This window comes from Agrobacterium sp. V1 (assembly GCF_030518355.1).
Lineage (GTDB): Bacteria > Pseudomonadota > Alphaproteobacteria > Rhizobiales > Rhizobiaceae > Agrobacterium > Agrobacterium cucumeris.
This window is the reverse complement of sequence record NZ_JAULSF010000001.1, coordinates 762,270-786,662: the sequence shown is the minus strand read 5'-3', so window position 1 is coordinate 786,662 and position 24,393 is coordinate 762,270. Positions and strand designations below refer to the sequence as shown.

At 58.8% G+C, this 24,393-nt stretch carries 23 protein-coding genes; 12 read left to right on the top strand and 11 right to left on the bottom strand.

Features of this window, described 5'->3' with window-relative positions; translation table 11 throughout:
- Positions 1–75: 75 nt before the first annotated feature.
- The 3 genes from pgsA to QSV77_RS03860 are packed head-to-tail and all read left to right on the top strand — an operon-like array spanning position 76 to position 1,389.
- Positions 76–663, top strand: a complete 588-nt coding sequence (gene pgsA / locus QSV77_RS03870) for a CDP-diacylglycerol--glycerol-3-phosphate 3-phosphatidyltransferase (protein ID WP_046798832.1) — start codon at positions 76–78, stop codon at positions 661–663.
- The gene (moaD, locus tag QSV77_RS03865; protein WP_142839513.1) at positions 663–917 is read left to right on the top strand and encodes a molybdopterin converting factor subunit 1; all 255 of its coding nucleotides are present in this window, start codon (positions 663–665) and stop codon (positions 915–917) included. The genes pgsA and moaD overlap by 1 nt, the downstream gene beginning before the upstream one ends.
- A gap of 4 nt (positions 918–921) precedes the next feature.
- On the top strand, positions 922–1,389 hold the full coding sequence (locus QSV77_RS03860) for a molybdenum cofactor biosynthesis protein MoaE (protein ID WP_302732581.1): 468 nt from the start codon (positions 922–924) through the stop codon (positions 1,387–1,389).
- 58 nt (positions 1,390–1,447) lie between these two features.
- Here the strand turns inward: QSV77_RS03860 and QSV77_RS03855 are convergent, their stop codons facing one another.
- The gene (locus tag QSV77_RS03855) at positions 1,448–2,344 is read right to left on the bottom strand and encodes a branched-chain amino acid ABC transporter permease (protein WP_302732580.1); all 897 of its coding nucleotides are present in this window, start codon (positions 2,342–2,344) and stop codon (positions 1,448–1,450) included.
- Positions 2,345–2,405: 61 nt separating this feature from the next.
- Here QSV77_RS03855 and QSV77_RS03850 point away from each other — a divergent pair, with 61 nt between their 5' ends.
- Together QSV77_RS03850 and QSV77_RS03845 are read left to right on the top strand one after the other, a co-directional pair.
- Entirely contained in the window at positions 2,406–2,957 is a 552-nt protein-coding gene (locus QSV77_RS03850) for a CGNR zinc finger domain-containing protein (protein WP_302732579.1), read from the top strand.
- Positions 2,954–3,466: a hypothetical protein gene (locus QSV77_RS03845; protein WP_302732578.1), complete on the top strand. Its 513-nt coding sequence runs from the start codon at positions 2,954–2,956 to the stop codon at positions 3,464–3,466. The genes QSV77_RS03850 and QSV77_RS03845 overlap by 4 nt, the downstream gene beginning before the upstream one ends.
- Positions 3,467–3,752: 286 nt before the next feature.
- Here the strand turns inward: QSV77_RS03845 and ndk are convergent, their stop codons facing one another.
- Together ndk and QSV77_RS03835 are read right to left on the bottom strand one after the other, a co-directional pair.
- Positions 3,753–4,175 carry a nucleoside-diphosphate kinase gene (gene ndk, locus QSV77_RS03840; protein ID WP_003502118.1) on the bottom strand — a complete coding sequence of 141 codons (423 nt, stop codon included), beginning with the start codon at positions 4,173–4,175 and terminating at the stop codon, positions 3,753–3,755.
- A 103-nt stretch (positions 4,176–4,278) separates the two neighbouring features.
- Entirely contained in the window at positions 4,279–4,974 is a 696-nt protein-coding gene (locus QSV77_RS03835; protein WP_052820359.1) for a glutathione S-transferase family protein, read from the bottom strand.
- A 247-nt stretch (positions 4,975–5,221) separates the two neighbouring features.
- Here QSV77_RS03835 and QSV77_RS03830 point away from each other — a divergent pair, with 247 nt between their 5' ends.
- Positions 5,222–6,268, top strand: a complete 1,047-nt coding sequence (locus tag QSV77_RS03830; RefSeq protein WP_302732577.1) for a GGDEF domain-containing protein — start codon at positions 5,222–5,224, stop codon at positions 6,266–6,268.
- 172 nt (positions 6,269–6,440) lie between these two features.
- The gene (locus QSV77_RS03825) at positions 6,441–8,324 is read left to right on the top strand and encodes an ABC-F family ATP-binding cassette domain-containing protein (protein WP_302732576.1); all 1,884 of its coding nucleotides are present in this window, start codon (positions 6,441–6,443) and stop codon (positions 8,322–8,324) included.
- 65 nt (positions 8,325–8,389) lie between these two features.
- Here the strand turns inward: QSV77_RS03825 and QSV77_RS03820 are convergent, their stop codons facing one another.
- From QSV77_RS03820 to QSV77_RS03800, 5 genes are all read right to left on the bottom strand, one after another.
- Complete coding sequence (locus QSV77_RS03820) at positions 8,390–8,872, bottom strand: heme-binding protein (protein WP_142839506.1); 483 nt, start codon at positions 8,870–8,872, stop codon at positions 8,390–8,392.
- Positions 8,873–8,961: 89 nt separating this feature from the next.
- Positions 8,962–9,570, bottom strand: coding sequence for a response regulator transcription factor (locus tag QSV77_RS03815; protein ID WP_271361006.1), 609 nt, complete (start codon positions 9,568–9,570; stop codon positions 8,962–8,964).
- Positions 9,567–11,240 carry a sensor histidine kinase gene (locus tag QSV77_RS03810; RefSeq protein ID WP_302732575.1) on the bottom strand — a complete coding sequence of 558 codons (1,674 nt, stop codon included), beginning with the start codon at positions 11,238–11,240 and terminating at the stop codon, positions 9,567–9,569. Before QSV77_RS03810 ends, QSV77_RS03815 begins: the two co-directional genes overlap by 4 nt.
- A gap of 163 nt (positions 11,241–11,403) precedes the next feature.
- Entirely contained in the window at positions 11,404–13,344 is a 1,941-nt protein-coding gene (locus QSV77_RS03805; RefSeq protein ID WP_302732574.1) for an EAL domain-containing protein, read from the bottom strand.
- Positions 13,345–13,398: 54 nt separating this feature from the next.
- Complete coding sequence (locus tag QSV77_RS03800; RefSeq protein WP_302732573.1) at positions 13,399–13,668, bottom strand: hypothetical protein; 270 nt, start codon at positions 13,666–13,668, stop codon at positions 13,399–13,401.
- Positions 13,669–14,072: 404 nt separating this feature from the next.
- On the opposite strand from QSV77_RS03800, the gene QSV77_RS03795 reads away from it, so the two are divergent.
- Positions 14,073–14,999 (top strand): Gfo/Idh/MocA family protein, encoded by a 927-nt coding sequence (locus QSV77_RS03795; RefSeq protein ID WP_302732572.1) that lies wholly within the window; start codon positions 14,073–14,075, stop codon positions 14,997–14,999.
- 24 nt (positions 15,000–15,023) lie between these two features.
- Here QSV77_RS03795 and QSV77_RS03790 read toward each other — a convergent pair whose 3' ends face one another.
- From QSV77_RS03790 to QSV77_RS03780, 3 genes are all read right to left on the bottom strand, one after another.
- A complete protein-coding gene (locus tag QSV77_RS03790; RefSeq protein WP_302732571.1) occupies positions 15,024–16,052 on the bottom strand; it encodes a sensor domain-containing diguanylate cyclase in 1,029 nt (342 codons plus the stop codon).
- Positions 16,053–16,193: 141 nt separating this feature from the next.
- On the bottom strand, positions 16,194–16,643 hold the full coding sequence (locus tag QSV77_RS03785) for a DNA polymerase III subunit chi (RefSeq protein ID WP_271361000.1): 450 nt from the start codon (positions 16,641–16,643) through the stop codon (positions 16,194–16,196).
- A 25-nt stretch (positions 16,644–16,668) separates the two neighbouring features.
- Positions 16,669–18,162: a leucyl aminopeptidase gene (locus QSV77_RS03780; RefSeq protein WP_302733880.1), complete on the bottom strand. Its 1,494-nt coding sequence runs from the start codon at positions 18,160–18,162 to the stop codon at positions 16,669–16,671.
- A 331-nt stretch (positions 18,163–18,493) separates the two neighbouring features.
- On the opposite strand from QSV77_RS03780, the gene lptF reads away from it, so the two are divergent.
- From lptF to QSV77_RS03760, 4 genes are all read left to right on the top strand, one after another.
- Positions 18,494–19,663 carry an LPS export ABC transporter permease LptF gene (lptF, locus tag QSV77_RS03775; RefSeq protein WP_302732570.1) on the top strand — a complete coding sequence of 390 codons (1,170 nt, stop codon included), beginning with the start codon at positions 18,494–18,496 and terminating at the stop codon, positions 19,661–19,663.
- Positions 19,660–20,748, top strand: coding sequence for an LPS export ABC transporter permease LptG (gene lptG / locus QSV77_RS03770; protein ID WP_271360998.1), 1,089 nt, complete (start codon positions 19,660–19,662; stop codon positions 20,746–20,748). The genes lptF and lptG overlap by 4 nt, the downstream gene beginning before the upstream one ends.
- Positions 20,748–23,129 (top strand): LPS-assembly protein LptD, encoded by a 2,382-nt coding sequence (locus QSV77_RS03765; RefSeq protein ID WP_302732569.1) that lies wholly within the window; start codon positions 20,748–20,750, stop codon positions 23,127–23,129. The genes lptG and QSV77_RS03765 overlap by 1 nt, the downstream gene beginning before the upstream one ends.
- Before the next feature lie 299 nt (positions 23,130–23,428).
- Positions 23,429–24,376 (top strand): peptidylprolyl isomerase, encoded by a 948-nt coding sequence (locus QSV77_RS03760; protein ID WP_269698249.1) that lies wholly within the window; start codon positions 23,429–23,431, stop codon positions 24,374–24,376.
- Positions 24,377–24,393 lie beyond the last annotated feature (17 nt).

Sequence of the window (24,393 nt, the reverse complement as noted above, 5' to 3'; positions counted from 1 at the left end):
AAAACATAATCACATGTTGACCCTATGCGTCAGGGGCGGCATCAAGACAGCTGATCTTTGACTGACAGGTTTCCCATGGCTTCGCGCGCATACAGCATCCCCAATCTTCTGACCTATGGCCGCATATTGGCGGTTCCTGTCATCGTTTTGTGCTTCTTCATCGAGGGCAAACTGGAAAGCTCGGATTTCGCGCGCTGGACGGCGCTCTGGCTGTTCATCATCGCCTCGCTGACCGATTTCCTCGATGGTTATCTGGCCCGCATCTGGAACCAGACGTCCAATATCGGCCGGATGCTGGACCCGATCGCCGACAAGCTGCTGGTCGCCTCCGTGCTGCTACTGATGGCTGCTGATGGCACCATTGCCGGCTGGTCGCTCTGGGCCGCCATCACCATTCTCTGCCGTGAAATTCTGGTCTCCGGCCTGCGCGAATATCTGGCGGCGCTGAAGGTCAGCGTTCCCGTCACCCGCATCGCCAAGTGGAAGACAACGATCCAGATGGTCGCCATTGCCTTCCTGCTGGCAGGTCCGGCGGGTGACAAGGTCCTGCCCTATACGACAGAGATGGGCATTACGCTTCTCTGGCTTGCGGCTGCGCTCACCATGTATACCGGTTATGATTACTTCAAGGCCGGCCTCAAGCACATCGTGGACGAAGACTGATGACACGCATCGTTTATTTCGCCTGGGTGCGCGAGAAGATCGGTACCGATGAGGAAGAGCTGGACATTCCCTCCTCCGTCACCACGGCTGGTGAGCTGATCGCCTGGCTCATAACCCGTGGCGAAAACTACGAGGCGGCCTTCGAATTTCCTGATGTGATCCGCGTTGCGGTCAATCAGGAACATGTCGAGCATGACGAGAGCATCGTCGGCGCGCGCGAGATCGGTCTCTTTCCGCCGATGACCGGGGGATGAGCGGATGCAGAAAGCTGTGCAGCCGACGATCCGTGTGCAAAGTGAGGATTTCGATGCCGCAGACGAAACCCGGCGGCTGACGCAACGCGACAAAAGCATCGGCGCGGTCGTCGCCTTCACCGGGCTTTGCCGCGACGACGGCGGCACGCTTGCAGCGCTGGAGCTTGAACATTATCCAGGCATGGCCGAAGCCGAAATTACCCGCATCGCCGCACTCGCCATCGAACGCTTCAACCTTCTCGGCCTCACCGCCATCCACCGCCATGGCAAGATCGCTGCCGGTGAGAATATCGTTCTCGTCATTGCCGCTTCCAGCCACCGGCAGGCGGCCTTTGACGGCGCAAATTTCGTGATGGACTATCTGAAGACCTCCGCCCCGTTCTGGAAAAAGGAACATGGCAAGGACGGAGCGGTGCGAGACTGGGTATCAGCCAAGACGACCGACGATTCGGCGAAGGACAAGTGGCGGTAATTCATCTCCTTTTCCCGCATTTCCGGGCGGAGAACCGCAGTCCGCTTTCGGAAATGCCTCAAGGCGCCTCCGCCCTGCTGCGCATGACAATCAACCAGCCGACCAGAAGCGCCAGCACCGCCGCATCACGCCAGACGACCGGGCCATAACCGGCCCACAGGGTTTCCGCAAATCCGACGGCCGCCGCCCCCAAACCGCAGATAAGCGGGCTGGCATAACCGCCCGCTGCCGAAATCAGCACGATCTTGAGGCCGAAGACGAGGCCGGCGCCAAAATCCATGGTGCCGTAATAAAAAGTGGCCAGCACACCGGCAATGGCGGCGACAAGTCCTGCCGCGCAGTAGGATAGCAGGAATACCCGGCCCGCATTTACGCCGCAGAACGATGCCGCAAGCGGATCATCCGATACGGCTTTCCACCGTCTGCCGAAAGCGGAACGGCCGAGATAAACGGATCCTGAGAGGACGACCAGTCCAAACGCTGCCGTGTTCAGCATCTGCATTGGCGTCAGGGTCACGGCAAAGCCGCCATCGCTCCAGAAGCGCACCGGTTGCGACAAAAGCGGCGGCAGCCATAATTGCCTTGTGCCGGCAGCGATCCTTGCACTTTCGGTAAGCGCAATAAGCACGCCGATGGAGGCGACTGTCACCGCATTGGGAGAGGCTTTCACCAGCGGCCGCATCACCGCCCTGCCGACGAAACCCGCAGCCCACAACCCGCCGAACAGCCCTGCCCCCGCCCCAAGCGCCAGTGTGGCCGGCAGAACCAGCCATAACCGGTTCCAGCCGAAATCGGCAAATAACAGGCAGGTCTGGCCGGCGAAGGCGAATATGGCACCATAGGTGACATCGGCACGTTTGGTGACAGAAAAGGCGAGGGCATAACCGAAGGCCAGAACCGCATAGAGGGCTGCGACCGGCACGGCATTCAGCAATTGTTGCAGGAAATAAGCCATACGCATCCTCCCAGCATTATTGTAACTGTTAAAATACGTTTTGACAGTTATAATATGCCGCATGATCTTTCGCTGGACAGCTCATCGTTTCGCAGGCGGCGCATTGGCGCTTGATGTCGCCAATAGTGTGATCCTGCGCTTGGACGCCGCAAAATCGGTTGACCGTTTTGCAGTGCCCGAACAGATCGCCACTTTTGCCGAGGCATCGACACGGCTTGGCGCGGAGCGCGACAGGTTTCCCGCACTCAACGCACCCGAAGCGGAGCAACGGCCAATCCTTCTCAAACTTCGAGAGGCGATCGACGATTATTTTCGCTCGTCGATCATGGGTGCCGGCGGTGATGACGCCAGGCTGGCGGACCTTCTTTTCGCCTGCGGCACGGCCTTGCGCACCTTTCCGGCGGCCGAAAGCCTCGGCAACGCCACGGCCCATTCCGCCCTGTCGCTGCTTGCGCGGGAGACACGGGAACGGCTGCGGATCTGCGGCAATTGCGGCTGGCTCTTCATCGATCGCAGCAAGAACAGAAGCCGGATCTGGTGCGACATGGCGGTGTGCGGCAACCGGCAAAAAGCCAGCCGGCACTACCACCGGACAAAGGAGGCGCAGGCATGAACAGGATTGCCCTTCCGTTGCTTGCGGTCGTGGCCGCGCTCGGTCTCTCCAGCTGTCAGCGCGACGAACCGCGCGAGGTCGCGAAGATTTCAGGCCGCATGTTCGTCTTCAATTACCGCGTGGCGATTGCCACCTATCTGGTGACCCTGCAGCGCGTCGCGCCCATCGCCGACGGCAGCACGGTGGAGGCCTCATTCGAAAATCCCCGTGGTGGTCCTGACCTGACGACGAGCGACAGAATTTTTCCAGCCGACGAAAAGATCGCCGTTCAGAGCCCGCCGGTCGAATGCGTCAAGCAGGATCGGCCGTATAAAGTCACCATCCGCATCAAGGGGCCTGAGGGCGCTGTTCTGCAGACGATCGAGACCACGATCCACTCCGACACGGACCAGTCGCTTCTTCCCGCCAAACCGCTGGTGGTCGGGCCGCTCTACACGCCCAATCCAGAGGTGTTCAAACCTGACGGTACCACGGATATGCGGCCGGCCCAGGGGTGTCCGGCGTCGTGAAGACTTTTGGCGACCCGAGTTCCCGGAGCGAAGTAACAAACTCTCATCCGTCATGCCGGGCTTGACCCGGTATCCAGCAGCCGCGCGTCTGCGCGGCGTAAAGAGTTTTTCGCGATCAAAGACTTGATCGCACTGGACCCCGGATCTGGTCCGGGGTGACGGAGTGTGGAGGCCCGTACCTGTCACCCAACAAAAAAACGGAGCCTTTCGGCTCCGTTTCTTCGAGTCTTTTCAGCGGCTTCGTGCAATCGCCTGCAACAGCGATTCAAGCCGTTGATATTTTGAATCAGCCGACGATTTCGGTTTCGGCGAACCAGTAGGCGATTTCCTGTGCGGCGGTTTCCGGAGCGTCGGAACCGTGAACGGAGTTTTCGCCGATGGAAAGCGCGAAGGACTTGCGGATGGTGCCTTCAGCGGCCTGGGCCGGGTTGGTGGCGCCCATGATTTCGCGGTTCTTAAGGATGGCGTTTTCGCCTTCCAGAACCTGAACGATGGTCGGGCCGGAGGTCATGCCTTCAACGAGTTCGCCGAAGAAAGGACGCTCTTTGTGAACGGCGTAGAAGCCTTCAGCTTCGCGCTTGCTCATCCAGACGCGCTTGGAGGCGACGATGCGCAGGCCGTTATCTTCAAATACCTTGGTGATCGCGCCCGTCAGGTTACGCTTGGTTGCGTCCGGCTTGATCATCGAAAATGTGCGTTCAATCGCCATGTGTCCGTTTCCTTTTCCTATATAGAAAGTGGGCGGTCTTTACCCGCCCAAAGGCCCGAAAACAAGGGGGATCGACCATATTGCGATAACGGCGCGAGACATTTCACGCCGCTGTCACACTGCGGCCTCTTGCATCATAGAGATCAAGGCAGCCTTCGAACCAGTCCCGCACCGGGTCATTATCGGAAAACAGATCGGCACCGGTGGTGATCCTTGCCCATTGCAGCGCGCCGAACACGATGTAATCGGCAAAAAGCGGCGACGTGCCGCCGATAAAGGGCTGGAAGCTCAACATGCGACGGATCGGCGCCAGCAATGCCGGAAAGGCCGCGATTTCCGCTTCGCGGTTCGCCGCGACATCCTCAAGCGGGCGGCCAAGCGCTTTCGTCCTGCTGTCACGGAAGTAACGGCGATCCGGCTCATCCAGCATATTGTGGATATCCAGCAGGGCGATACGGGTGATGGCCGGGTGAAGCACCGTCTGGGACCAGCTTTCAACGAAGCGGGCCATTGCCTTGCCGCCCTCCCCGTCAAACAGCGACGGCCGCTCCGGATAGGCGTCATCCAGATAAAGCGCAATTTCGAAACTGTCGCTCACCAGCTGCTCGCCGTCGCGCAGGATCGGCACCGTTCTCGAAAAACCGTCCTCAACCGTCGGTATGACCGTGAAGGGCAAGGGGCGCTCCTCGAAATCCAGCCCCTTATGCGCCAGCGAAAGCACGGTTTTCCAGCAATGGGGAGAAAACGGCCGGGAAATGTCGCTTCCACACAGCGAGTACAAGGTTCTGGAGTTCGTCATGGGCAGCACCTTCTTTGGCTATATCGATACAACGATATAAGAACGGCAATGGCCTGAAATCAAATCAGCATTAATCATGTTATCGATCAAAAGCCGTCCACTCTCCGACAAACGCGAATTCCAGCACCAAGACGACAAAAACATCCCAGGAGTTTAGTCTATTTTAAACCGTGGCGTGTAGGAATAGCCGCATTCGGATGCTGCATATTTCGATGAATCCATAAATACTATCTTTTTGGGGCTGACGGTGACGACATCTGCTGGCGATAAAAAACGCGAACAGTCAAAAAACGGTCTTGTCGTTACCAAGATCACGCAATTCATCGCCAAGATGAATATTGCGCCGCTGCCGCGCAATTACGAATTGATCTACGAAATATTGTCGGGGCACAACCCGGCCATGGGGCGCGATATATTGGCACTCGGCAACGCGCCGCAGCAGCATGAAATCGATATTATCGGCCAGAGACACAATTTGCCCGGCTTTTCGAAGATCGAGGCCGAGGCAATGGCCAACGAGGCCTTCGAAACGCTGAAGCAGATCTCAGCGCGGCTGGAAGCCGGCGTGCAGCGGGCCGAAACGTTCATCGCCAGCCTTGCCGAGGAAAATCATCAGGAGCCGCCGGCAACCGAGCGGCTCGCCCGCTTGATGGGCGACATTCACGAGGAACAGACGAGCCTGCGGCACTTCATCGCCATGGGGCTGATGAAAATCCGCGAAGTTGAAAAACGCCGGGCCGAACTGCAGGCAAGTTCCCTGCGGGACGCATTGACGGCGCTTCCCAACCGCGCGGCTTTCCTCGAAAAACTCGCAGACCTTTTCGCCGGCGACCAGGCGGCATCCGCCACCTCGCTGATGCTGCTCAACATTGACCGCTTCCGCGAAATCAATGGCAAATATGGCACCAGCGCCGGCAACAAGGCGCTCCGGCGGTTTGCGGCACTTTTCCGCAAGACCATCAAGAAAGACGATTTCGTTGCCCGCGTCGGCGGCAATGAATTTGCCTTTCTGTTTGCCAACGTCTCGCAAAATACCGCAGAAGCGATTGCGGAAAGGCTGCGGCAAAGTGTGGAGGCGCTGCGCTTCGTGACCAGTGAAGGCGAAGGCGAACATCTGACGGTTTCGATCGGCGTTGCGGCGGTGGACGGCACCGCCACGCCCGCCGAATTTTTCAGCCATGCCGAACTTGCCCTGCTTTCGGCACGCTGCGGGACGCGCAACTGCGTTGTTGGCTATTCCCGGGACCTGGCCCAGCACAGCCGCAGCAGCTATCTGGCCCAGCTTGGCTGTTAGAGCACTTCCAGTGAAAATGCATCGCGGTTTTGCGCCCGAAAAACGCGCAAAACCAAAGTTTGCGCGCACGCGCGACAATTCCGCCCAAACCGACTCGCTTCAAACGCCATATATGATCCGATGTGGCGCGGGCGCTCTTGCCTTGGCCACGCAGTTCGGCCAAAACGGCGCCATGATTACGATTACCGACCTTTCCGCCCGTATCGCCGGGCGCCTGCTTCTCGACCATGCCAGCGTGGCGCTTCCCGCCGGCGTGAAGGTGGGTCTCGTTGGCCGCAACGGCGCCGGCAAATCCACCCTGTTCAAGGTGATTACCGGCGATTTTTCCGCCGAAAGCGGTTCGGTCAGCATTCCCAAACAGGCGCGCATCGGCCAGGTGGCCCAGGAAGCGCCGGGAACGGAAGAATCGCTGATATCAATCGTGCTTTCCGCCGACAAGGAACGCAGCGCCCTTGTGGCCGAAGCGGAAACCGCAACTGATCCGCACCGGATCGCCGAAATCCAGATGCGGCTCGTCGATATCGATGCGCATTCGGCCGAAGCCCGCGCGTCCAGCATTCTTGCCGGTCTCGGGTTCAACCACGAGGCACAGCTTCGCCCCGCCTCCTCCTTCTCCGGCGGATGGCGCATGCGCGTGGCGCTCGCCTCCGTGCTGTTTGCCGAGCCGGACCTTTTGCTGCTCGACGAGCCGACCAACTATCTCGACCTCGAAGGCACGCTGTGGCTGGAGGAATATATTCGCCGCTATCCGCATACCGTCATCATCATCAGCCACGATCGCGACCTTCTGAACAATGCCGTCAATTCCATCGTGCATCTGGACCAGAAGAAGCTGACCTTCTATCGCGGCGGTTACGACCAGTTCGAGCGCCAGAAGGCCGAGGCCGACGAATTGCAGATGAAGGCCAAGGTCAAGAGCGACGCTGCGCGCAAACATCTGCAAAGCTTCATCGACCGCTTCCGTGCCAAGGCCACCAAGGCCCGACAGGCGCAAAGCCGCATCAAGGCGCTGGAGCGCATGGGCACGGTTGCCGCTGTTATCGAGGACCATGTTCAGCCGATCACATTTCCCGAGCCGGAAAAACAGCCCGCCTCGCCCATCGTCGCCATCAATGGGGGTGCTGTCGGTTACGAACCGGGCAAATCGATCCTGAAGCAGCTCAATCTGCGCATCGACAATGACGATCGCATCGCGCTGCTCGGCTCCAACGGCAATGGCAAATCCACCTTCGCGAAATTCATTTCCGGCCGGCTTGCCCCGCAGGCGGGCGATCTTCGCACCGCCCCCGGCCTGAAGATCGGTTTCTTTGCACAACACCAGCTGGATGATCTGGTGCCTGATGAAACGCCGGTCGAACATGTGCGCAAGCTGATGCCGCTGGCGCCTGAAGCGCAGGTGCGCTCACGCGTGGCGCAGATGGGCCTTGCGACGGAGAAGATGGCGACGGCGGCGAAGGATCTGTCCGGTGGTGAAAAAGCGCGTCTGCTGATGGGGCTTGCCGCATTCCACGCGCCGAACCTGTTGATCCTCGACGAACCGACGAACCATCTCGATATCGACAGCCGCCGCGCGCTGATCGAGGCGCTGAATGATTATAACGGCGCAGTCATCCTCATCTCGCACGATCGTCACCTCATCGAAGCGACGGTGGACCGGCTGTGGCTGGTTGCCGATGGCACGGTCAAAACCTTCGAAGGCGACATGGAGGAATATCGCGACATCGTCGTTTCCTCCGGCAAGAAAAAGGAAGACAAAACCGAGGCCGCGTCCGATCAGGCGTCGAAGGCAGATCAACGCAAGGCGAATGCGGAAAAGCGCGCCCAGCTTGCGCCGCTCAAGAAAAAGATCAACGAAATCGAATCCCTGACGGCGAAGCTTGAGAAAATGATTCAGGCGCTCGACAAGGAACTGGCGGACCCCGCCCTTTACGAAAAGGCGCCCGCCAAGGCCGCACAGAAGGTCAAGGAACGTGGCGAGGCCGCTGCCAAACTTTCCGACGCCGAAGAGCAATGGCTGATGCTTTCCGGCGAATATGAGGAAGCAATGGTGGGGTGATGCGCGTCAGCGCGGGCCCAATTCCGACGGCTTTTTCAGAAGCCGCCGGATTTATCTGACGCTGCTTACTTGGCGCCGATGGCGTTGAGGCCTTCGCGGGCGCATTCCACATCAATGGCGCCAGAGGGCGCACCGCCGACGCCGATGCCGCCGACGAGGGCCTCACCGATCTTGATCGGCAGACCGCCGGCCTGGATGACCATGCGCTCGTCCATATTGCGCAGACCATCATTGGCAGGCTTGGAGGCGATGAAATCCGCGATTTCGCCGCTATCACGACCAAGCGATGCGGCGGCGAAAGCCTTGCCGGTTGCGCTGGAGACCGTATGCGGGCCGGAATTATCCGCCTTCAATACCGTCTTGGTGGCGCCGTCGCGGGTGACGATGGCAACGGTGACGGCGCTACCTTTTGCGACACAAGCCTGAAGCGCTGCCTTGGCCGCCTTTTCAGCCATTTCGAGCGGCAGGTAAGGAGCGGTCGGCAGCGTCTGGGCCAATGCAGCCGAAGGGGCGATCAGAACGGACGCGATGAGAAGATTGCGGATCATGAAAAGGTCCTCTTGCTTGATGAGGACTTCAACCTAGGCAAATAAAACACGGCTGCGAATCCGTAAGCCTTGCCGGATGGTCAGTAGTTCTACCGATCTTCGCCGGCCTCCAGCCACAGCCTTGTCATTTCCGCCTGTGAGGTGGTGCCGAGCTTGAGGCCGATGGCGGCGCGATGACTGTCGACCGTGCGTGGTGACAGGCCAAGCCCATCGGCGATCTGGCGGGTGGTGAAACCGAGTGCGATGCGCTCGAGTATCTCACGCTCACGCGCGGTCAGAAGCGACAGCAGCGCCACCGTTTCCGCCTGCAATGCCCGTGCGTCCAGCGTGCGGGCAAGCGTCTGGTGCGCCTTCTGGATCGCGTCGATAAGATCCTGCTCATCCACGGGCTTCGACAGGAAATCCACGGCACCGTTACGGAAGGCGCGGCGGCAGGCCTCGATATTTCCATGGCCGGAAATGATGATGACCGGCCAGTCGATACCTTCCTCCACCAGCTTTTCCTGAAGCTTGAGGCCGGTAATGGCGGGCATGCGGATGTCGAAGATCAGGCAGCCCGGCTCGAGACCCGGCAAATGGCTGAGGAAAGCCGTTGGATCGGCAAATCCCTTCGCCTTGATGCCGACCGTGGACAGAAGCAATATCAGCGCCTTGCGCACGGCGTCGTCGTCATCAACGAGATAGACGGGCAACGTCATGGTTTCGTTGCCTCCGTGGTGACCGGCAGGACAACGCGGAACAAGGCGCCATTGTCCTGCTCGATAAAGAGGATTTCGCCGCCGGCGCGCTCCGCCAGCCGCTGGCTGAGCGCGAGACCAAGTCCCATGCCGTTGTTTTTGGTGGTTGCGAAGGGGGTAAAAAGCCGGTCGCGCAATTGCAGCTCCACGCCGGGGCCGTTATCGGCGACTTCGAACAGGGCAAGATCGCCCTCGCGGGTGAGCGTTGCGGTGATTACGCCCTTGCCCTCGGCACCGGCCAGCGCATCAAGGGCATTACGCAGCAGATTGAACATCACCTGCTCCATTTCCACCGGATCGACCCGAACCAGAAGTGGCACCTCTGGCTGGCGGATATCGATGACGACCTGCTGGCGCGCCGCCTCGCCGGTCAGAAGTGCATCGACATTACGCAGCGCAACGCGCAGATCATGGGCCGTGGCCGGATGGCGGTGCGGCAGCGACCAGTTGCGGAAACGGTCAAGCATGTTGGCGGCGCATCGCGCCTGCTCGATCATATCGTCCAGCGCGCCGGAAAGCGTTGCGACATCCTGACGGGCAAGAAGCCGCCGCCCGGCCTGCGCCTGCGCCAGAATTGCCGTCAGGGGCTGGGTCAGTTCATGGGCAAGGCCGCTTGCCATTTCTCCAAGCGCATTGACGCGCGAGGCGTGGGTCAGCCTCGCCTCCATGCCGCTTAGCTCTGCCCGTCTTTCGGCGGCGCGTATACGTGTTCTCTGCCTTGCCATCACGATGCCGAACACAAAAATGACGCTGGCACCGGCCAGCGCCGCCAGCAAGGCGCCGCCCGGCAGAAGTTCCCGCCAGGTGATGGGAAGCGCCACCTCCAGAAGCAAAGGCTGGCTGTCACTGCTCAGCTGCCGGGCATATTGCGGCTCCACGGGCAGTTGCGGCGGGCCGTATAACAGGGTGCCATCCGGCATCTTCAGGCGGATCACTGCCCGTTGCGCCGACCAGAAGGGGGAATCGGATGCCAGCAGCCGTGCCGCATCGACAGCAAGCACCAGCGCCTGCCGTGCCATCTCGCTATTGGGGCTGCGCTTGACGATGAGATAATGGCCGGGCCTCAGCGCACTTGCCAGCAATGCGGGCTTGCCCGTAAACACCGATGACGCGTTGCGGATATCCGCCGCCAGTTCATTTTCCAGCGGTCGGGTGCCGGCTGCGGGACCACCCTCCGTCAACGAGACCAGCTGGACTTCATCGATGCGCGGATAAAATTGCAGAATGGGTGCGGCGATGGCAAGCAGCAGGCCATGATCCGATCCCTGCTCCGCCTGCGCCACCGCAGACAGCGCCGTCACATGGGCATCATGCTGATCCGCCCGGCGCGTAGCCTCGGCCTGCAAGGCGTCGCTCTGCCGCTCCAGCTCGCCCAGCAGGCTACCATATTGATAGGCCGCCAGGGCGGACACGACCGCCACCATCAACAATGCCCAGACCGCAAACACCCGGAAAAACGACAATACGGGCGCAGGACGCAGATCACCCGGCGATGGCCTATGGCCGGATACGGCATCGGCGATGGTGCGCAGCGATTGCGTGACGCTACCCGCCCTTGCCGCGGTTTCCCCTGGCGGCGATTGCGCCGATATTCCGGCTCGTCTGTTCCCTGCGTCGTTTTTTTCAAGCATTGGTTCGCTCGCCTGACCGGAAAACACGGTCGGAACTCTGGTTCTTCAAAGCACCTCCTCAGCATAGACCGGGCAAAGATTCAATCCGGAAGACGCCGGCTACCATGCCACGGCAGCCAGAACGCGCCGACGGAGCGGTACGACATGGCTTGCCGCAAACGCTCTAGGCGCATTCCCTGCGGGGCTGCAGGCGATCGAGCGGCACAGCGGGCGAATAGAGATAACCCTGACCGAAACGGATGCCCATCTGCATGAGAAGCCGGCTCTGCTCCTCCGTCTCTATGCCTTCCGTCACCAGCTTGGCGCCGTAACGCTCGGCGCTTTCGAATGCGAGCGCGATGGCGTCCTTGAAGCGTGACTGATCGAGCCGGGACGTCATCCAGTGGTCGATCTTGACCTCTTCGAAGGGGAACCTCGCGAGCAGGGTGAGCGCGGCATAACCTGTGCCGAAATCATCAAGCGACAGCCGCACGCCTGCTTCACTCAGCCTGTCGAAATTCTGCTGCACGACATCGATGGCCGGTACACGGCTCATTTCCGTCACCTCGATCGACAGCCGATGCGCCGGAACCGCCATTTCACTGAGGAACGCCACGACCCGGTCTCCGAAACGCGGGGTCGAAAATGACGAGGCGGAAATATTCACAGACAAATGAAAATCCGGCTCAAGGCTCCGCAGATTGCTGAGGTCGCGGACGACCGCCTCGATTGTCGACCACTCGAATTCCACCAGCAGCCGATGGCGCTCGGCAATTTCCAGCACATAATAGGGCGAAAGCGCCTGCCCGCGCGCATCGGTTGCTCGCAGAAGCGCCTCCGCACCGATCATGCGGCGATTGTGCATTTCAAATTTCGGCTGGTAGCATATTGGCGGCCTGCCGGATTTGACCCAATGGACCAGCATCTGCCGAACACCCTCGTCGCGGCTGGCTTTTTCGGCAAAGGAGAAGGGGAAAATCTGCACCGGATTTTCGCTTCTCCTCAGCGCCAGGCTGAGATGCCTGAGAAATGATGCCACGTTCTGCCGGGAAAGCATGTCCAGGTTGGCCGCGCCGATCTTCAGATGCGGGGCCGGCCCCGCCTCCGCGGAGCGGCAAAATGCGCTCAGCCCATCATGCAGATGCATCATGAGCCGTGCGCTTTCCGACTTTTCCAGCGAGACCCCCTCGATGACCACCGCAAGTGTCGTATCGCCGAACATGAAGCTGCGCGGCGCATTGGAGTGCGACAGCAGGCTGCTGTCACCATCACATACTTCCCGCGCCAGTCGCGGCCAGAAAAGATCGGCCCAGTCCTCGCCTTCACAGGCGGCAACATCGGCAATATTGACGATTTCTATAAGAAGGAGCGCGTGTGGCACGGGCGGCTCCCGCCGGGCCATCGTTTCGATGTGGTCTTTGAGGGCGCGACGGTTGGGCAGGCCGGTCAGGGAATCCGTCCGCGCCGCGATATCACGCTTCCTCACTTCCTCCCGCGCCCGCGCCTCGCTGCGCAGAACAAGAAACAGGCAGGTGATCATCGGCAGGCCAACAACGACCGCCCCCAGGGTGCGGCGGCCGACGCCGCTCAAGAACAGCGCTTGATCGATAAGGCCCAGACCGAACGAGACGGAAATGGCAAACAGCGCCGCAAGAAACCGCACACCAAAAACGGCGAGAATATCGCGCATTCCCAGCTCAGTGAAACGGCGTCGGCGCATCCAGCCATACATCAATATCCCGAAAGCCGAGATGACGACCATGTCCTGAAAAGCGGCAAGAAACAGCACGGGGCCACCGATCACGTAGCGCCCGGCAGCAACGAGAAGCAACGCTATTCCGCCACCCTGCCATGAGCCAAGAAGCCCCGCCAGAAACAGCAGATCCGAGCGGATATAGGGTTTGGAAGGCAGCTGGATAAACTCGGAAACCAGAAGCGTCAGCAGAAATCCGGCCACGCCGAAAATGATACCGTAATAAATCTTATAACGCGGGTCATCGAGGGCGATCTTGCGGCGCATGAGGATCAACACGGATACCATGCCGATCACCGCAGCTGCCTGGAGCAGCAGGAATGGAAGCTCGGCGGCAGCGGCCGCTGCCTGAACGGCGATCAATTCCATCATCTGCAAATCCCCGGTTATTATTTGTTTCGCCGCCGGAGTTCCGGCGTTCGCCTTTCACAATTCCCGTATCTGCGAGGTACGGACTATAACACAGAGCCCGCTGCCACGGCCGGCCCATATCGCCGCCGCAGTTCGCATCCCGGTAAAATTCTCCGGAGCGACAATCGCTCCCGCCTGTGGGGCGACCAGCACCGCATAATGCCGCGCCGGGAAATAAAGGAACAGGAGCGGCGTGACAACAAACAACCGGACGGCAACATCCAGCCAGATAATCTCCGGCGCCCAGTTCGTATCGACAAACAGGTACCGATTATAGACAATCATGCCGAAATTAATCCACACGTATTGAACCGATGGTTGCTTTCATTGATTTTACGAATGAACCCGGAAGACCGGTCATCTTTAAATAAAAATACCATCCAATTACTCTTTGATACACCCTTAAGAAAAAAATAAAGTTCCAAATTTCAGCAATTATTCAAAACAACTACAAAACTACCATTAAAAAATATTGAAAAGCCGGATTTATGATTTAAACTTGAAACATCACCTCTAATTCCAGATATTACTTTATTCCGAAACGACATATTCAGCGTTTTATTTTCCGGTATTGCTCATCAAAAAAGCCATTCCCGGCCGGGACGATCACCTTGCCCCTTCGGCCATTTCTGCTAGAAACTTATAAAGTCACACTTTATTTCATGAAGCACGCACACGGGTACCTCTCCATGTCAGCCACCAAGCTTGCCATCGTCGGCGTCGGTAAAATCGTTCGCGACCAGCATCTTCCAGCCATCGCGGGCAATCCGGATTTCGAATTGATCGCCACGGCGAGCCGGCATGGCACCGTGGATGGCGTCGCCTCCTATGGCACCATCGAGGCAATGCTGGAAGCGGTTCCGCAGATTGAGGCCGTGTCCCTGTGCATGCCGCCGCAGTTTCGTTATGAGGCAGCCTATGCGGCTCTGAACGCCGGCAAGCATGTTTTCCTTGAAAAGCCGCCGGGTGCTACGCTTTCTGAAGTGCAGGATCTTGTCCGCCTTGCGGATTCGAAGGGACTTTCGCTGTTTGCAAGCTGGCATTCGCGTTACGCGCCGGCGGTGGAAGCGGCCAAGGCATTTCTGGCTTCCACAAAAATCGACAGCGTGCATGTGATCTGGAAAGAGGATGTGCGCCACTGGCATCCGAACCAGGCTTGGATCTGGCAGGCGGGTGGCCTTGGCGTCTTCGACCCCGGCATCAACGCACTTTCGATCATCACCCATATCCTGCCCCGCGCGCTGTTCCTGACCAAGGCGACGCTGGAATTCCCGGAAAACCGCGATGCGCCGATCGCTGCGGACCTGCATTTTTCCGACGTGACGAAAATGCCTTTGCGGGCCGAGTTCGACTGGCGCCAGACCGGCAAGCAGAGCTGGGATATCATCGCCGAAACGGCCGGCGGACGGATGGTGCTTTCGGAAGGCGGCGCAAAACTCTCGATCAACGGCGAAGAGAAGCTCTCCCAGCCTGAGCGGGAATATCCCGCCCTTTACGAGCGTTTCGCGGAGATCATCAAGGCCGGCCGCTCCGATGTGGATCTGGCGCCCTTGACCCATGTGGCCGACGCCTTCCTGCTCGGCCGCCACAAATTCGTGGATTCCTTCTACGACTGACAAAAAGGCCGTTTTCAGAACTTCTCAGAGGGCGCGGCTGACAAAACGGTCGCGCCCTGATTTTTTGGCTTGATACAGAGCCTCATCGACGCTGCACAATAGCGCCGCGCGATCCGCCCCCGCCTGCGGGGCAATCGCGCCGCCGATGCTGAGGCGCGCTGTGACTTCATGACCATCGACATCGAAAGGTTCACGGAAGGCGGACAGAAGCCGGTCGGCCAATCCGTTCATCAACACCGACGAGTTGGGATGCGGTATGAAGATTGCAAATTCATCGCCGCCCATGCGCACCACGATATCTTCACTGCGGATAGCATCGCGAATACGTCCGGCAGCGGCAGTCAGCACACAGTCGCCCGCCGGGTGGCCGAATGTATCATTGATCGTCTTGAAGCCATCCAGATCGAGATAGAGAACACCAAAGGTTTCATTTGCCTGAAGCGCCGCCCCCAGCTGGCCATCAACGATCGCCTCCAGTGCCTTGCGGTTATAAAACCCGGTCAGCGGATCGGTCATTGCCGCATCGCGCAGTTCGCGCTCGGCGAGACTCATGGTGAAATTGGCTTTCTGGAGACGCAACAGCGCCGCCGCCAGCAGCGCGAAATGCCGGAGATTGTCGATTTCGGCGCGGGAAAATTTTCTCGGCACCGTATCGACGAGGCAAAAGGCTCCCACAACGAGGCCCGCCTCCAGTTCGATCGGCGCACCGGCATAAGAACGCAGTTCGGGGCCGCCTTTCACATAGGACATGAAACGAAAATCGGGATGCTCCGTCAGATCGGAAATGGCCACGACATCCCGTCTGGTAATGACACGGTTGCAGATGGACAGATCGCGCGGGCATTCCGACAGCTGCATTCCCACCTGTTCGGCGATATGCAGCCAATCCTCATCGACGATATGAACGGCGGCGCGCGGCACGCCGAACACGCCCTGCCCCAGCTGAGAAAGCACCTTCAGTTCCGGTATTTCCGCATTCTTGAAGGACATGATGGACCTCACCGCGACCAGACGCTCCGTTTCCCCTTCCGGTCGTGATATCGCCTGTCCCATGATGATGTCCTTCTGCTATTTCATATGAAGCCTCGTCCGGCCGGCACATAATGCAAAAACCGATATGCGGCGCCACATGCGAATTGTTGTCGGTCTGTTTGTGGGCTTCCGCAGGCGGCCGGTCTCGACACCTGCCGGCAACTACGCCTTTTTCTGCCAGCGCCCCTCTGGCGACTGTTGCCAATAGGTCAGTGCGTGACCTTCAGTCTTCAGCCTTTTCCAGTGATTTCGCGCCATTTCGAGCTGGTAGGCATCATATCCGTCGAACATGAAGACGATGCGCTCATAGGCCTCTACCGCCGGCGGTTCGGCGCCATCCACCAGAAAGCGGACATTTGCGCCGTTGCCGTTGACTTCCGAGGCTGTGAGCAGAATCGGCTGGCTTTGCGGTGCCGGAGACGCATCCGTGGCGTGCGGCAGAAAACTGTCGTCACGAAAGGTCCACAGATGCGCGTCGAGGAAATCGCGGCGCTCCTCGTCCACCGTCTGGATCGCGACTTTCCAGCCGCGTTCCAGCGATTTTTCGAGCAAAGGCGGCAGCGCGTCCTCGAGCTTCGATTCCGTCAGATGGTAGAACAGAATTTCGGTCATCCGCAGACTTCGAACTCCGCTCGCATCAATCTTCGTAATGGGCGCGAACGAGTTCGTTCAAAAGCCTCACGCCATAACCCGATCCCCAGGACTGGTTGATTTCGGTCATGGGCGATCCCATCGCCGTGCCGGCAATATCGAGATGCGCCCACGGCGTTTCACCCACAAAGCGCTTGAGGAACTGCGCGGCGGTGACGGAGCCCGCCAGACGGCCCGAGCTGTTCTTCATGTCGGCAAATTTGGAATCGATGATCTTGTCGTAATCCTTGCCGAGCGGCATGCGCCACAGCTTTTCCGCCGTCGCGTCACCAGCCTGGGCGAGGCGCGTCGCAAGCTCGTCGTCATTGCAGAAAAGGCCGGCCTGAAGATTGCCGAGCGCAACCGTGATCGCACCCGTGAGGGTGGCGAGGTTGATCATGAATTTCGGGCTGAAACGCTCCTTGGTGTACCAGAGCGCATCCGCCAGAACCAGGCGACCTTCGGCATCGGTATTAATGATCTCGATGGTCTGGCCGGACATGGAAGTGACGATGTCGCCCGGACGCTGGGCATTGCCATCGGGCATGTTTTCCACGAGACCGATAACGCCGATGACATTTGCCTTCGCCTTGCGGGCCGCAAGCACATGCATGAGGCCGGTGACGGCTGCGGCGCCACCCATGTCGCCCTTCATGTCTTCCATGTTGAGGCCGGGCTTCAGCGAAATGCCGCCAGTATCAAAAACGACGCCCTTGCCGACGAAAGCAATGGGTTCATCCTTCTTGGAACCACCGTTCCACTGCATGACGGCAAGCCGCGGCGGACGGGCCGAGCCCTGCGCCACGCCGAGAAGCGCGTTCATGCCAAGCTTCTTCAAGTCCTTTTCGCCGAGAATCTCGACATCGACACCCAGCTTGCGCAGCTCTTCCGCCTTTTCGGCGAATTCGACGGGGCCTAAAACGTTCGGCGGCAGGTTGACGAGGTCGCGCGCCAGAACGACGCCGCCCGCAACAGCCTCGGAGACGGCAAAGGCCTTTTCCGCTTCCTGATGAGCGGCCGTGATGATGACGACATCGACTTTCTTCGGTGTCTTTTCGTCGTCGGATTTTTTCTTGGTCTTGTAGGCATCGAAGCTATAGGCGCGCAGCAGAAGACCCAGTGCGAAATCCGCAGCAGCCTGCGCGCTGATTTCGACGCCCGGAGCATCGAGATAGATGGCGACCTTGTCTGCCTTGCGGAAATTGGCGGCGGCGGTGCCGCCGGCGCGCAGCCAGTCATGCGCAACAAGTTTCGCCGGCTTGCCGAGGCCGATGACGAGCAATCGGTCGGCGCTCGAGCCCTGCGGCGCGATCACATCGAGCGTCGTCATGGATTTGGCAGCAAATCCCGCAATCTTCGCCGCCCTCTCGATCACGCCACCCGGATCGGCCTCGGAAGCACCGGCGGCGGCCTGCGCCTCACCGGAGGCCTGCAGCACAACGGCCAGCGAGTTTTCAAGCGAAGCGGAATTGGCGAAAGAAATATCGAATTTGGCGGACATGTTTTCCTGCTCTTCATGGTCAAATTGCATGATGCGCACGATCATGGCCTTTTCAGCCCCCGGCGCAACCCTACATTTTTTATGGCCTGATTTGTTTAAAGGCCGACATTCCTTAAAGGTCCACATTCGTTAAAGGAATGACATTTTTGCGGCTGGGCCGATTACGTCATGAAACCGACAGCTTGTTCCACAAAAAGACACAGGCGATGGAAAAATCGTCGTGCAAAACATATTTGTGAGCACGCCGGAATAGCCAATTGCAAACGATGCGATTAGATAGGCGGAAATCCGGCGGGCAATCGCACGGGAAAACAATGTCGAACAGGGCCGTATGAAGCTTCTTGAGAACTATATCCTGCGGCGGACAACGCAGATGTTTCTGGTCGCGCTGTTGCCGGTGCTGGCCATCATCTGGACCATCCAGGTTCTCCAGAGAATCAATCTCGTCACCGATACAGGCCAGTCGATGGGCTCCTTCATGGCGCTCGCGACGCTGATCCTGCCGACGCTGATCCCCGTTGTTTTACCTTTTGCCCTCGTCATCGGCATCACCCAGACATTCACGGCGATGAACAATGATTCCGAGCTTGCCATCATCGATGCGGCCGGATCGCCGCGTTCAGTGATGTTTCGCCCGGTTCTCATTCTGGCCGCCGTTCTGAGCGCCCTTTCCTTCACCATCACCAATTTCATCGAGCCGCCGGCGCGTAACTCCGCCCGGCAGATGGTGGCTGCGGCCTATGCCGACCTCCTGTCCTCGGTGATCGAAGAAAAGACCTTCCGTACCATTCAGGATGGTCTCTATGTGCAGATCGCCCAAAGGCAGGGCCGGATCCTCAAGGGCCTGTTCGTCGCCGACCGCCGCGATCCGAATTTCGATCTCATCTATTATGCCAAGGAAGGCATGATCGATGAGAGCGGCACATCGCTGACCATGCGCGACGGCGAAGTGCAGCAGAAGACACCTGACGGCAAGGTGTCGATCGTCAAGTTCCTGTCCTACGCCTTCGACCTTTCGACCATGTCGGAAAAGCAGGATTCCGAACCCTCGCTGTCTCCGGGCGATGCCAGCCTCGGTTTCCTTCTGTCGCCCGACGAGAACAATGCGAGCTACAAGCGGTCGCCGGAAAACTTCCGCAGTGAGCTGCACAAGCGCCTGTCGGACTGGATGTTTGCCTTTGCCTTCGCGTTGATCTCGCTGGTCATCGCCGCCGATGCCCGTTCGCATCGCGAGGCGCGCATGCATCCCATGGTCGCCGCGCTGGTAACGGCCTTCATGCTGCGCTGGCTCGGCTTTTACGTCACCAACCAGGTCAAGCAGAGCGCGGCTTTCATTCCGCTGGTCTATGCCGTGCCGGGTCTCAGCGGCGGTGCGGCCGCCTTTATCCTGATAACCGGTCGCAAGCCGAAGATGCCGAAGATTATCGCGGATGCGGCGGGCCGGATGCGCCGTCTGTTCTCCAGCCGGCTGGCACGCAATTCGGGGAGCGACAACGCATGATTTTCAACACGCTTGCCCGGTATTTCCTGAAACGATATCTGATGACGGCCGTCTGGTTCGTGCTTGGCGTATCGTCGATCATCTATCTCGCGGATTTCAGCGAGACGGCACGGCGCATGTCCAGCGTGCCGGGCTATTCGGTTCCGGGCGCACTTGGCCTGACAGCACTTCGCCTGCCGCTGATTCTGCAACAGACCGTTCCCTTCATCGCCCTTTTCGTGGGCATGACGACGCTGATCTCGCTCAATCGACGTTACGAACTGGTTGTCACGCGCGCAGCAGGTGTTTCCGCTTGGCAATTCATCCTTCCTTTCGTCCTCGGATCCGTCCTTCTCGGCATTCTGTCCGTTGTCGTTTTGAACCCCATCGCCGCATGGGGCCAGAATCGGTCGCTGGCTATGGAAGCGGGATGGCGCAACGAAGCCAATGGCGGCCGCCAGCAGCAGATCATTCCATGGATGCGTCAGGCGAGCGGCGGCCAGGATACGATCATCGGCGCCAAGAGCTTCGAGGACAACGGAACGATGCTGCTCGATGTGGTTCTGATCCACCTCGACAAGGACGGAAACATCGTCTCGCGGCAGGATGCCAAGTCGGCAAAGTTGGAAGATGGTTACTGGCTTCTTAACGGTGTGACGGAAACGCGTGCCGGGCATGTGCCAGTTCGGCAAGAGAGCACGCAGATCAGTACCAATCTGAGACGCGAATTCGTGCAGGAACGCATGACACAGACGGAAACCGTTGCTTTCTTTGATCTTTCTCACAAGATCGAAGTTGCAAAGTCTTTTGGACTGTCTTCAAAAGCGCTTGAGACGCAGTATCATTTCCTGCTATCGACGCCCCTGCTTCTGGTTGCGATGACCTTGATCGCCGCGACCGTTTCATTAAAGTTCAGCCGCTTCGCCCAATCGCGTTCCGTGATTCTGGGTGGAATCGTTTCCGGCTTCGTGCTTTATGTAGTAACCGTGCTCGTAAGGGCATTCGGGAGTGGTGGTGTTGTCCCTCCCACCGTCGCGGTCTGGGTTCCAGTCGTCGTGGCGTTGGCTTTGGGGGCAACCATTCTGCTTCATCAGGAGGACGGCTAGTGGCGGTATATGACCGCGGGAATATCAGGCGGCTTTGGACGGCCCTTCTGACGGGTGCCGCTGTGTGCGCGTATTTGGCATCAAGCCCGGTCGCTTTTGGCCAGGGCGGGTTGCTTGCGTCTGCAAGCCAAGACGATTCGAAACTCCTGCTTACAGCAAATGAACTGACCTATAATCGCGACTCCCAGCGCGTCATCGCGAAGGGCGTGGTTCGCATGAAATATTCGGGCTACCGCATGGTGGCCCAGCAAGTGGAATATAATCAGCAGACCGGCCGTGTGATCGCGCATGGCAATATCGAGCTGATCGAACCCGGCGGCAACAAGATCTATGCCGACGAAATGGACGTTACCGACGACTTTGGCCAGGGATTCGTCAACGCGCTGCGCGTCGAGACCCCTGATAATACCCGCATCGCGGGTGAAAGCGCCGAGCGTCTCGAAGGCGACCTGATGGTCCTCAACAACGGCGTCTACACCGCCTGTCTGCCCTGCGCCGCAAAGCCTGAAAAGGCGCCGCTCTGGCAGGTCAAGGCAGAGCGCGTCGTTCAGGACGGCAAGACCCATACGATCCGGCTGGAAAAAGCCCGCCTGCAGCTTTTTGGCCATTCCATTGCCTATGTGCCGTTTCTGACGGTTCCGGACAATACGGTGAAGCGGAAGTCCGGCTTCCTGTTCCCGCAGATGAGCATTACCGACAATCTCGGTTTTGGCATCGGCGTTCCCTATTTCCAGGTCCTGTCCGACACATCTGATGTGACGGTTACGCCGACCTATTACACGACGCAGGGTCTGCTGTTGCAGGCGGAGCTGCGCCAGCGTTTCGAAACCGGCATGCATACGGTCACGATCGCCGGCATCAGCCAGCTGAAATCCGAAACCTTCACGGCCGGAACCAGCGACGCGCTCAACGACAATCGCGGCATGATCGCCAGCAAGGGCGATTTCAACATCAATCCGCGCTGGGCATTCGGCTGGGATGCCATGGTGCAGACCGACAACAACTTTTCACGCACCTACGGGCTGAAGGGTTATAAGAACGACGTCCAGACCAACCAGATCTACCTCAGCGGCGCGAGTGAACGGAACAGCTTCGACGCCCGCGGTTATTATTTCAACGTTCAGAATACGGACGATACCGAATCTCAGGAACGTAAGCAGGCGATCGTTCATCCGGTTGTCGATTACCGTTATTTCGTTCCGGATCCGATCTATGGTGGCGAGCTTTCGCTGACCACCAACCTGACCAGCATCACCCGCCTGAAGCAGGACGCATACGCTCTTGGTGGCTATTCGCGCTTTAACGGACTTGAGGGTGACTATACGCGCCTCTCCACCGAAGCCGAGTGGAAGCGCACCTTCACCATGGATAGCGGCCTGCAGATCACACCGATCCTCGCTGCACGTGGCGATGCCCTGTGGACGGACATGTCCCCGGCAAGCTTCACCTCTGGCGGCACGTCTTATGCCTATGAAGGCATGATGCATGATGACGCGGCGTTCCGCGGCATGGTCACCGGCGGTCTTGAGGTGCGTTATCCCTGGCTCTTCACGGCGCTTAACAGCAGTCACGTGATCGAACCGATCGCACAGATCTTCGTGCGTCCGAATGAGCAATATTCCGGCCGTCTTCCCAATGAAGATGCGCAGGCTTTCGTGTTCGATGCGACTAATCTGTTCGAGCGTGACAAATTCTCCGGTTTCGACCGGATCGAAGGCGGCACGCGCGCCAATCTTGGCTTCCGCTACAATGGCACGTTCGACAACGGTTACGGCGTTCGCGCCGTTGTCGGCCAGTCTTTCCATCTGGCGGGCGAAAACTCCTTCGCTTCTTATGATCTGGCGAATGTCGGCGCTGATTCCGGCCTCGAATCCGACCGTTCGGATTACGTCGCCATGGCCGCCTTCGATGCACCGATCGGCCTTTCGCTGTCATCGAGCCTGCGTCTCGACAAGGACAACTTCGACGTCAACCGGTCGGAGACAGGCCTCAGCTATTCTGACCGCCGCATCACCGGCAAGGTCAGCTATACCCAGGTCAAGGCGCAGCCAAAATATGGCTATAACGAAGACCGCGACATCGTTCAGGCTTCCGGCATGCTGCGCATGGATGACAACTGGTCGCTCTTCGGCTCGATCAATTACGATCTGAATGGAAAATTTGCCTCCGAGCGCCGCATCGGCATTGCCTACCAGGACGAATGCACGATCTTGACGGTCAGCTATTCCAACGAGGGCAACATCAATTCCACTCGGCAGGCCGCCAATGACTGGTCGATCAACGCCCGTCTGGCGTTCCGCACGCTCGGCGATATCAGTGTCGGCTCCGCAAATGAAGACTGGGCCGATATGGATATCGGCTGGAAGCCGAATAATTACTGAGTTTAAAGGCGGGTCACGCAGCATCGTGACCCGCCTTTTTGCCATTCAGCCAGTAAAAGTCACGGTTTCGCCGCAACAACACGCCAGTGTCGGCCGGGTATAAACCTCTATCGGGTTTTCTTTCAACAAACCGACACATTGCCGTCCTGCGGATCGCGATGATATATACGTGGCAAAATCGCGGCGCGGACGCGCAAATGCAGGTCTGACAGGCCGGGGAATGTGAAATTTCCACCGTCAGGCAGAACAGACTGGCGGGACAGGGAGACAGGCCCCTGCCCGACGAAAGGGAGAAGGACATGATGAATTTCGGAAAGACGGCTTTGCGTGGCGCTGCTTTCGCCTTTGCGATATTTGCCGTTCCCATGGCCGCCGTGCCCTATACCGGCCAGGCTTTCGCCGACGCCACGGTCAAGATCGTCGTCAACAAGACACCGATCACCAATGACGATATTGCCAAACGCGTCGCCTTCCTGAAGTTGCAGCGCCAGTCCGGTAATCTCAACGAAAAGGCGCGCGAGCAGCTGGTCGATGAGGCACTGAAACGCGAGGAAATCGGCCGTGTGAAAATGTCGGTCAGCACCGATGAGGTCGATGCCGCTTTTGCGCGTTTTGCCGGCAACAACAAGATGAAACCGGATCAATTGTCGAAGGTGCTGGCACAGGCGGGCGTCGGCGCTGACCATTTCAAAGCCTTCATCGCCGTGCAGATGAGCTGGCCTCGCCTTGTCAACGCCCGTTATGGCGCACGCGGCAAGATGTCGAACCAGGACCTCGTTACCCGCCTGCAGGAACGTGGCAACAAGCCGGTCACGACCGAATATTTCCTGCAGCAGGTCATCTTCGTCATCCCGGAGTCCAAGCGCAATTCCATTACCGGCAAACGCAAATCCGAGGCTGAAGCCTCGCGCAAGCGTTATCCCGGCTGCGACCAGGCCATGACCTTTGCAGCAACCATGCGCGACGTGGCGATCAAGGATCTTGGCCGCATTCTCGCGCCTGAGCTGCCGGAAGACTGGAAGGCGCTGGTTGAAAAGACCAAGGAAGGCGGCACCACCGGAACGCGCGTGACCGAAAAGGGTGTCGAATATCTGGCCATCTGCAAGCAGCGTCAGGTTTCCGACGACTATGCGGCGGAGATGGTGTTCAAGTCCGAAGACCTGATGAAGGCCAAGGACGGCGAAAACCCGAACGAAAAGAAGTATATGGATGAGCTGCGCAAGAAGGCGCAGATCGTCAACACCTGATACTGATACGAAAGTCG

Excerpts from the sequence above, each read along its gene's own strand:
- QSV77_RS03785 (WP_271361000.1), bottom strand. The coding sequence starts at position 16,643 with ATGACCGAAATTCTGTTCTACCATCTGACGGAATCGAAGCTCGAGGAC.
- pgsA (WP_046798832.1), top strand. The coding sequence starts at position 76 with ATGGCTTCGCGCGCATACAGCATCCCCAATCTTCTGACCTATGGCCGC.
- lptG (WP_271360998.1), top strand. The coding sequence starts at position 19,660 with ATGATTTTCAACACGCTTGCCCGGTATTTCCTGAAACGATATCTGATG.
- QSV77_RS03795 (WP_302732572.1), top strand. The coding sequence starts at position 14,073 with ATGTCAGCCACCAAGCTTGCCATCGTCGGCGTCGGTAAAATCGTTCGC.
- QSV77_RS03780 (WP_302733880.1), bottom strand. The coding sequence starts at position 18,162 with ATGTCCGCCAAATTCGATATTTCTTTCGCCAATTCCGCTTCGCTTGAA.
- QSV77_RS03790 (WP_302732571.1), bottom strand. The coding sequence starts at position 16,052 with ATGGGACAGGCGATATCACGACCGGAAGGGGAAACGGAGCGTCTGGTC.
- QSV77_RS03810 (WP_302732575.1), bottom strand. The coding sequence starts at position 11,240 with ATGCTTGAAAAAAACGACGCAGGGAACAGACGAGCCGGAATATCGGCG.
- QSV77_RS03820 (WP_142839506.1), bottom strand. The coding sequence starts at position 8,872 with ATGATCCGCAATCTTCTCATCGCGTCCGTTCTGATCGCCCCTTCGGCT.
- QSV77_RS03805 (WP_302732574.1), bottom strand. The coding sequence starts at position 13,344 with ATGATGGAATTGATCGCCGTTCAGGCAGCGGCCGCTGCCGCCGAGCTT.
- QSV77_RS03825 (WP_302732576.1), top strand. The coding sequence starts at position 6,441 with ATGATTACGATTACCGACCTTTCCGCCCGTATCGCCGGGCGCCTGCTT.
- ndk (WP_003502118.1), bottom strand. The coding sequence starts at position 4,175 with ATGGCGATTGAACGCACATTTTCGATGATCAAGCCGGACGCAACCAAG.
- QSV77_RS03800 (WP_302732573.1), bottom strand. The coding sequence starts at position 13,668 with ATGATTGTCTATAATCGGTACCTGTTTGTCGATACGAACTGGGCGCCG.
- QSV77_RS03850 (WP_302732579.1), top strand. The coding sequence starts at position 2,406 with ATGATCTTTCGCTGGACAGCTCATCGTTTCGCAGGCGGCGCATTGGCG.
- QSV77_RS03855 (WP_302732580.1), bottom strand. The coding sequence starts at position 2,344 with ATGGCTTATTTCCTGCAACAATTGCTGAATGCCGTGCCGGTCGCAGCC.
- QSV77_RS03845 (WP_302732578.1), top strand. The coding sequence starts at position 2,954 with ATGAACAGGATTGCCCTTCCGTTGCTTGCGGTCGTGGCCGCGCTCGGT.
- QSV77_RS03815 (WP_271361006.1), bottom strand. The coding sequence starts at position 9,570 with ATGACGTTGCCCGTCTATCTCGTTGATGACGACGACGCCGTGCGCAAG.
- QSV77_RS03860 (WP_302732581.1), top strand. The coding sequence starts at position 922 with ATGCAGAAAGCTGTGCAGCCGACGATCCGTGTGCAAAGTGAGGATTTC.
- moaD (WP_142839513.1), top strand. The coding sequence starts at position 663 with ATGACACGCATCGTTTATTTCGCCTGGGTGCGCGAGAAGATCGGTACC.
- QSV77_RS03760 (WP_269698249.1), top strand. The coding sequence starts at position 23,429 with ATGATGAATTTCGGAAAGACGGCTTTGCGTGGCGCTGCTTTCGCCTTT.
- QSV77_RS03835 (WP_052820359.1), bottom strand. The coding sequence starts at position 4,974 with ATGACGAACTCCAGAACCTTGTACTCGCTGTGTGGAAGCGACATTTCC.
- lptF (WP_302732570.1), top strand. The coding sequence starts at position 18,494 with ATGAAGCTTCTTGAGAACTATATCCTGCGGCGGACAACGCAGATGTTT.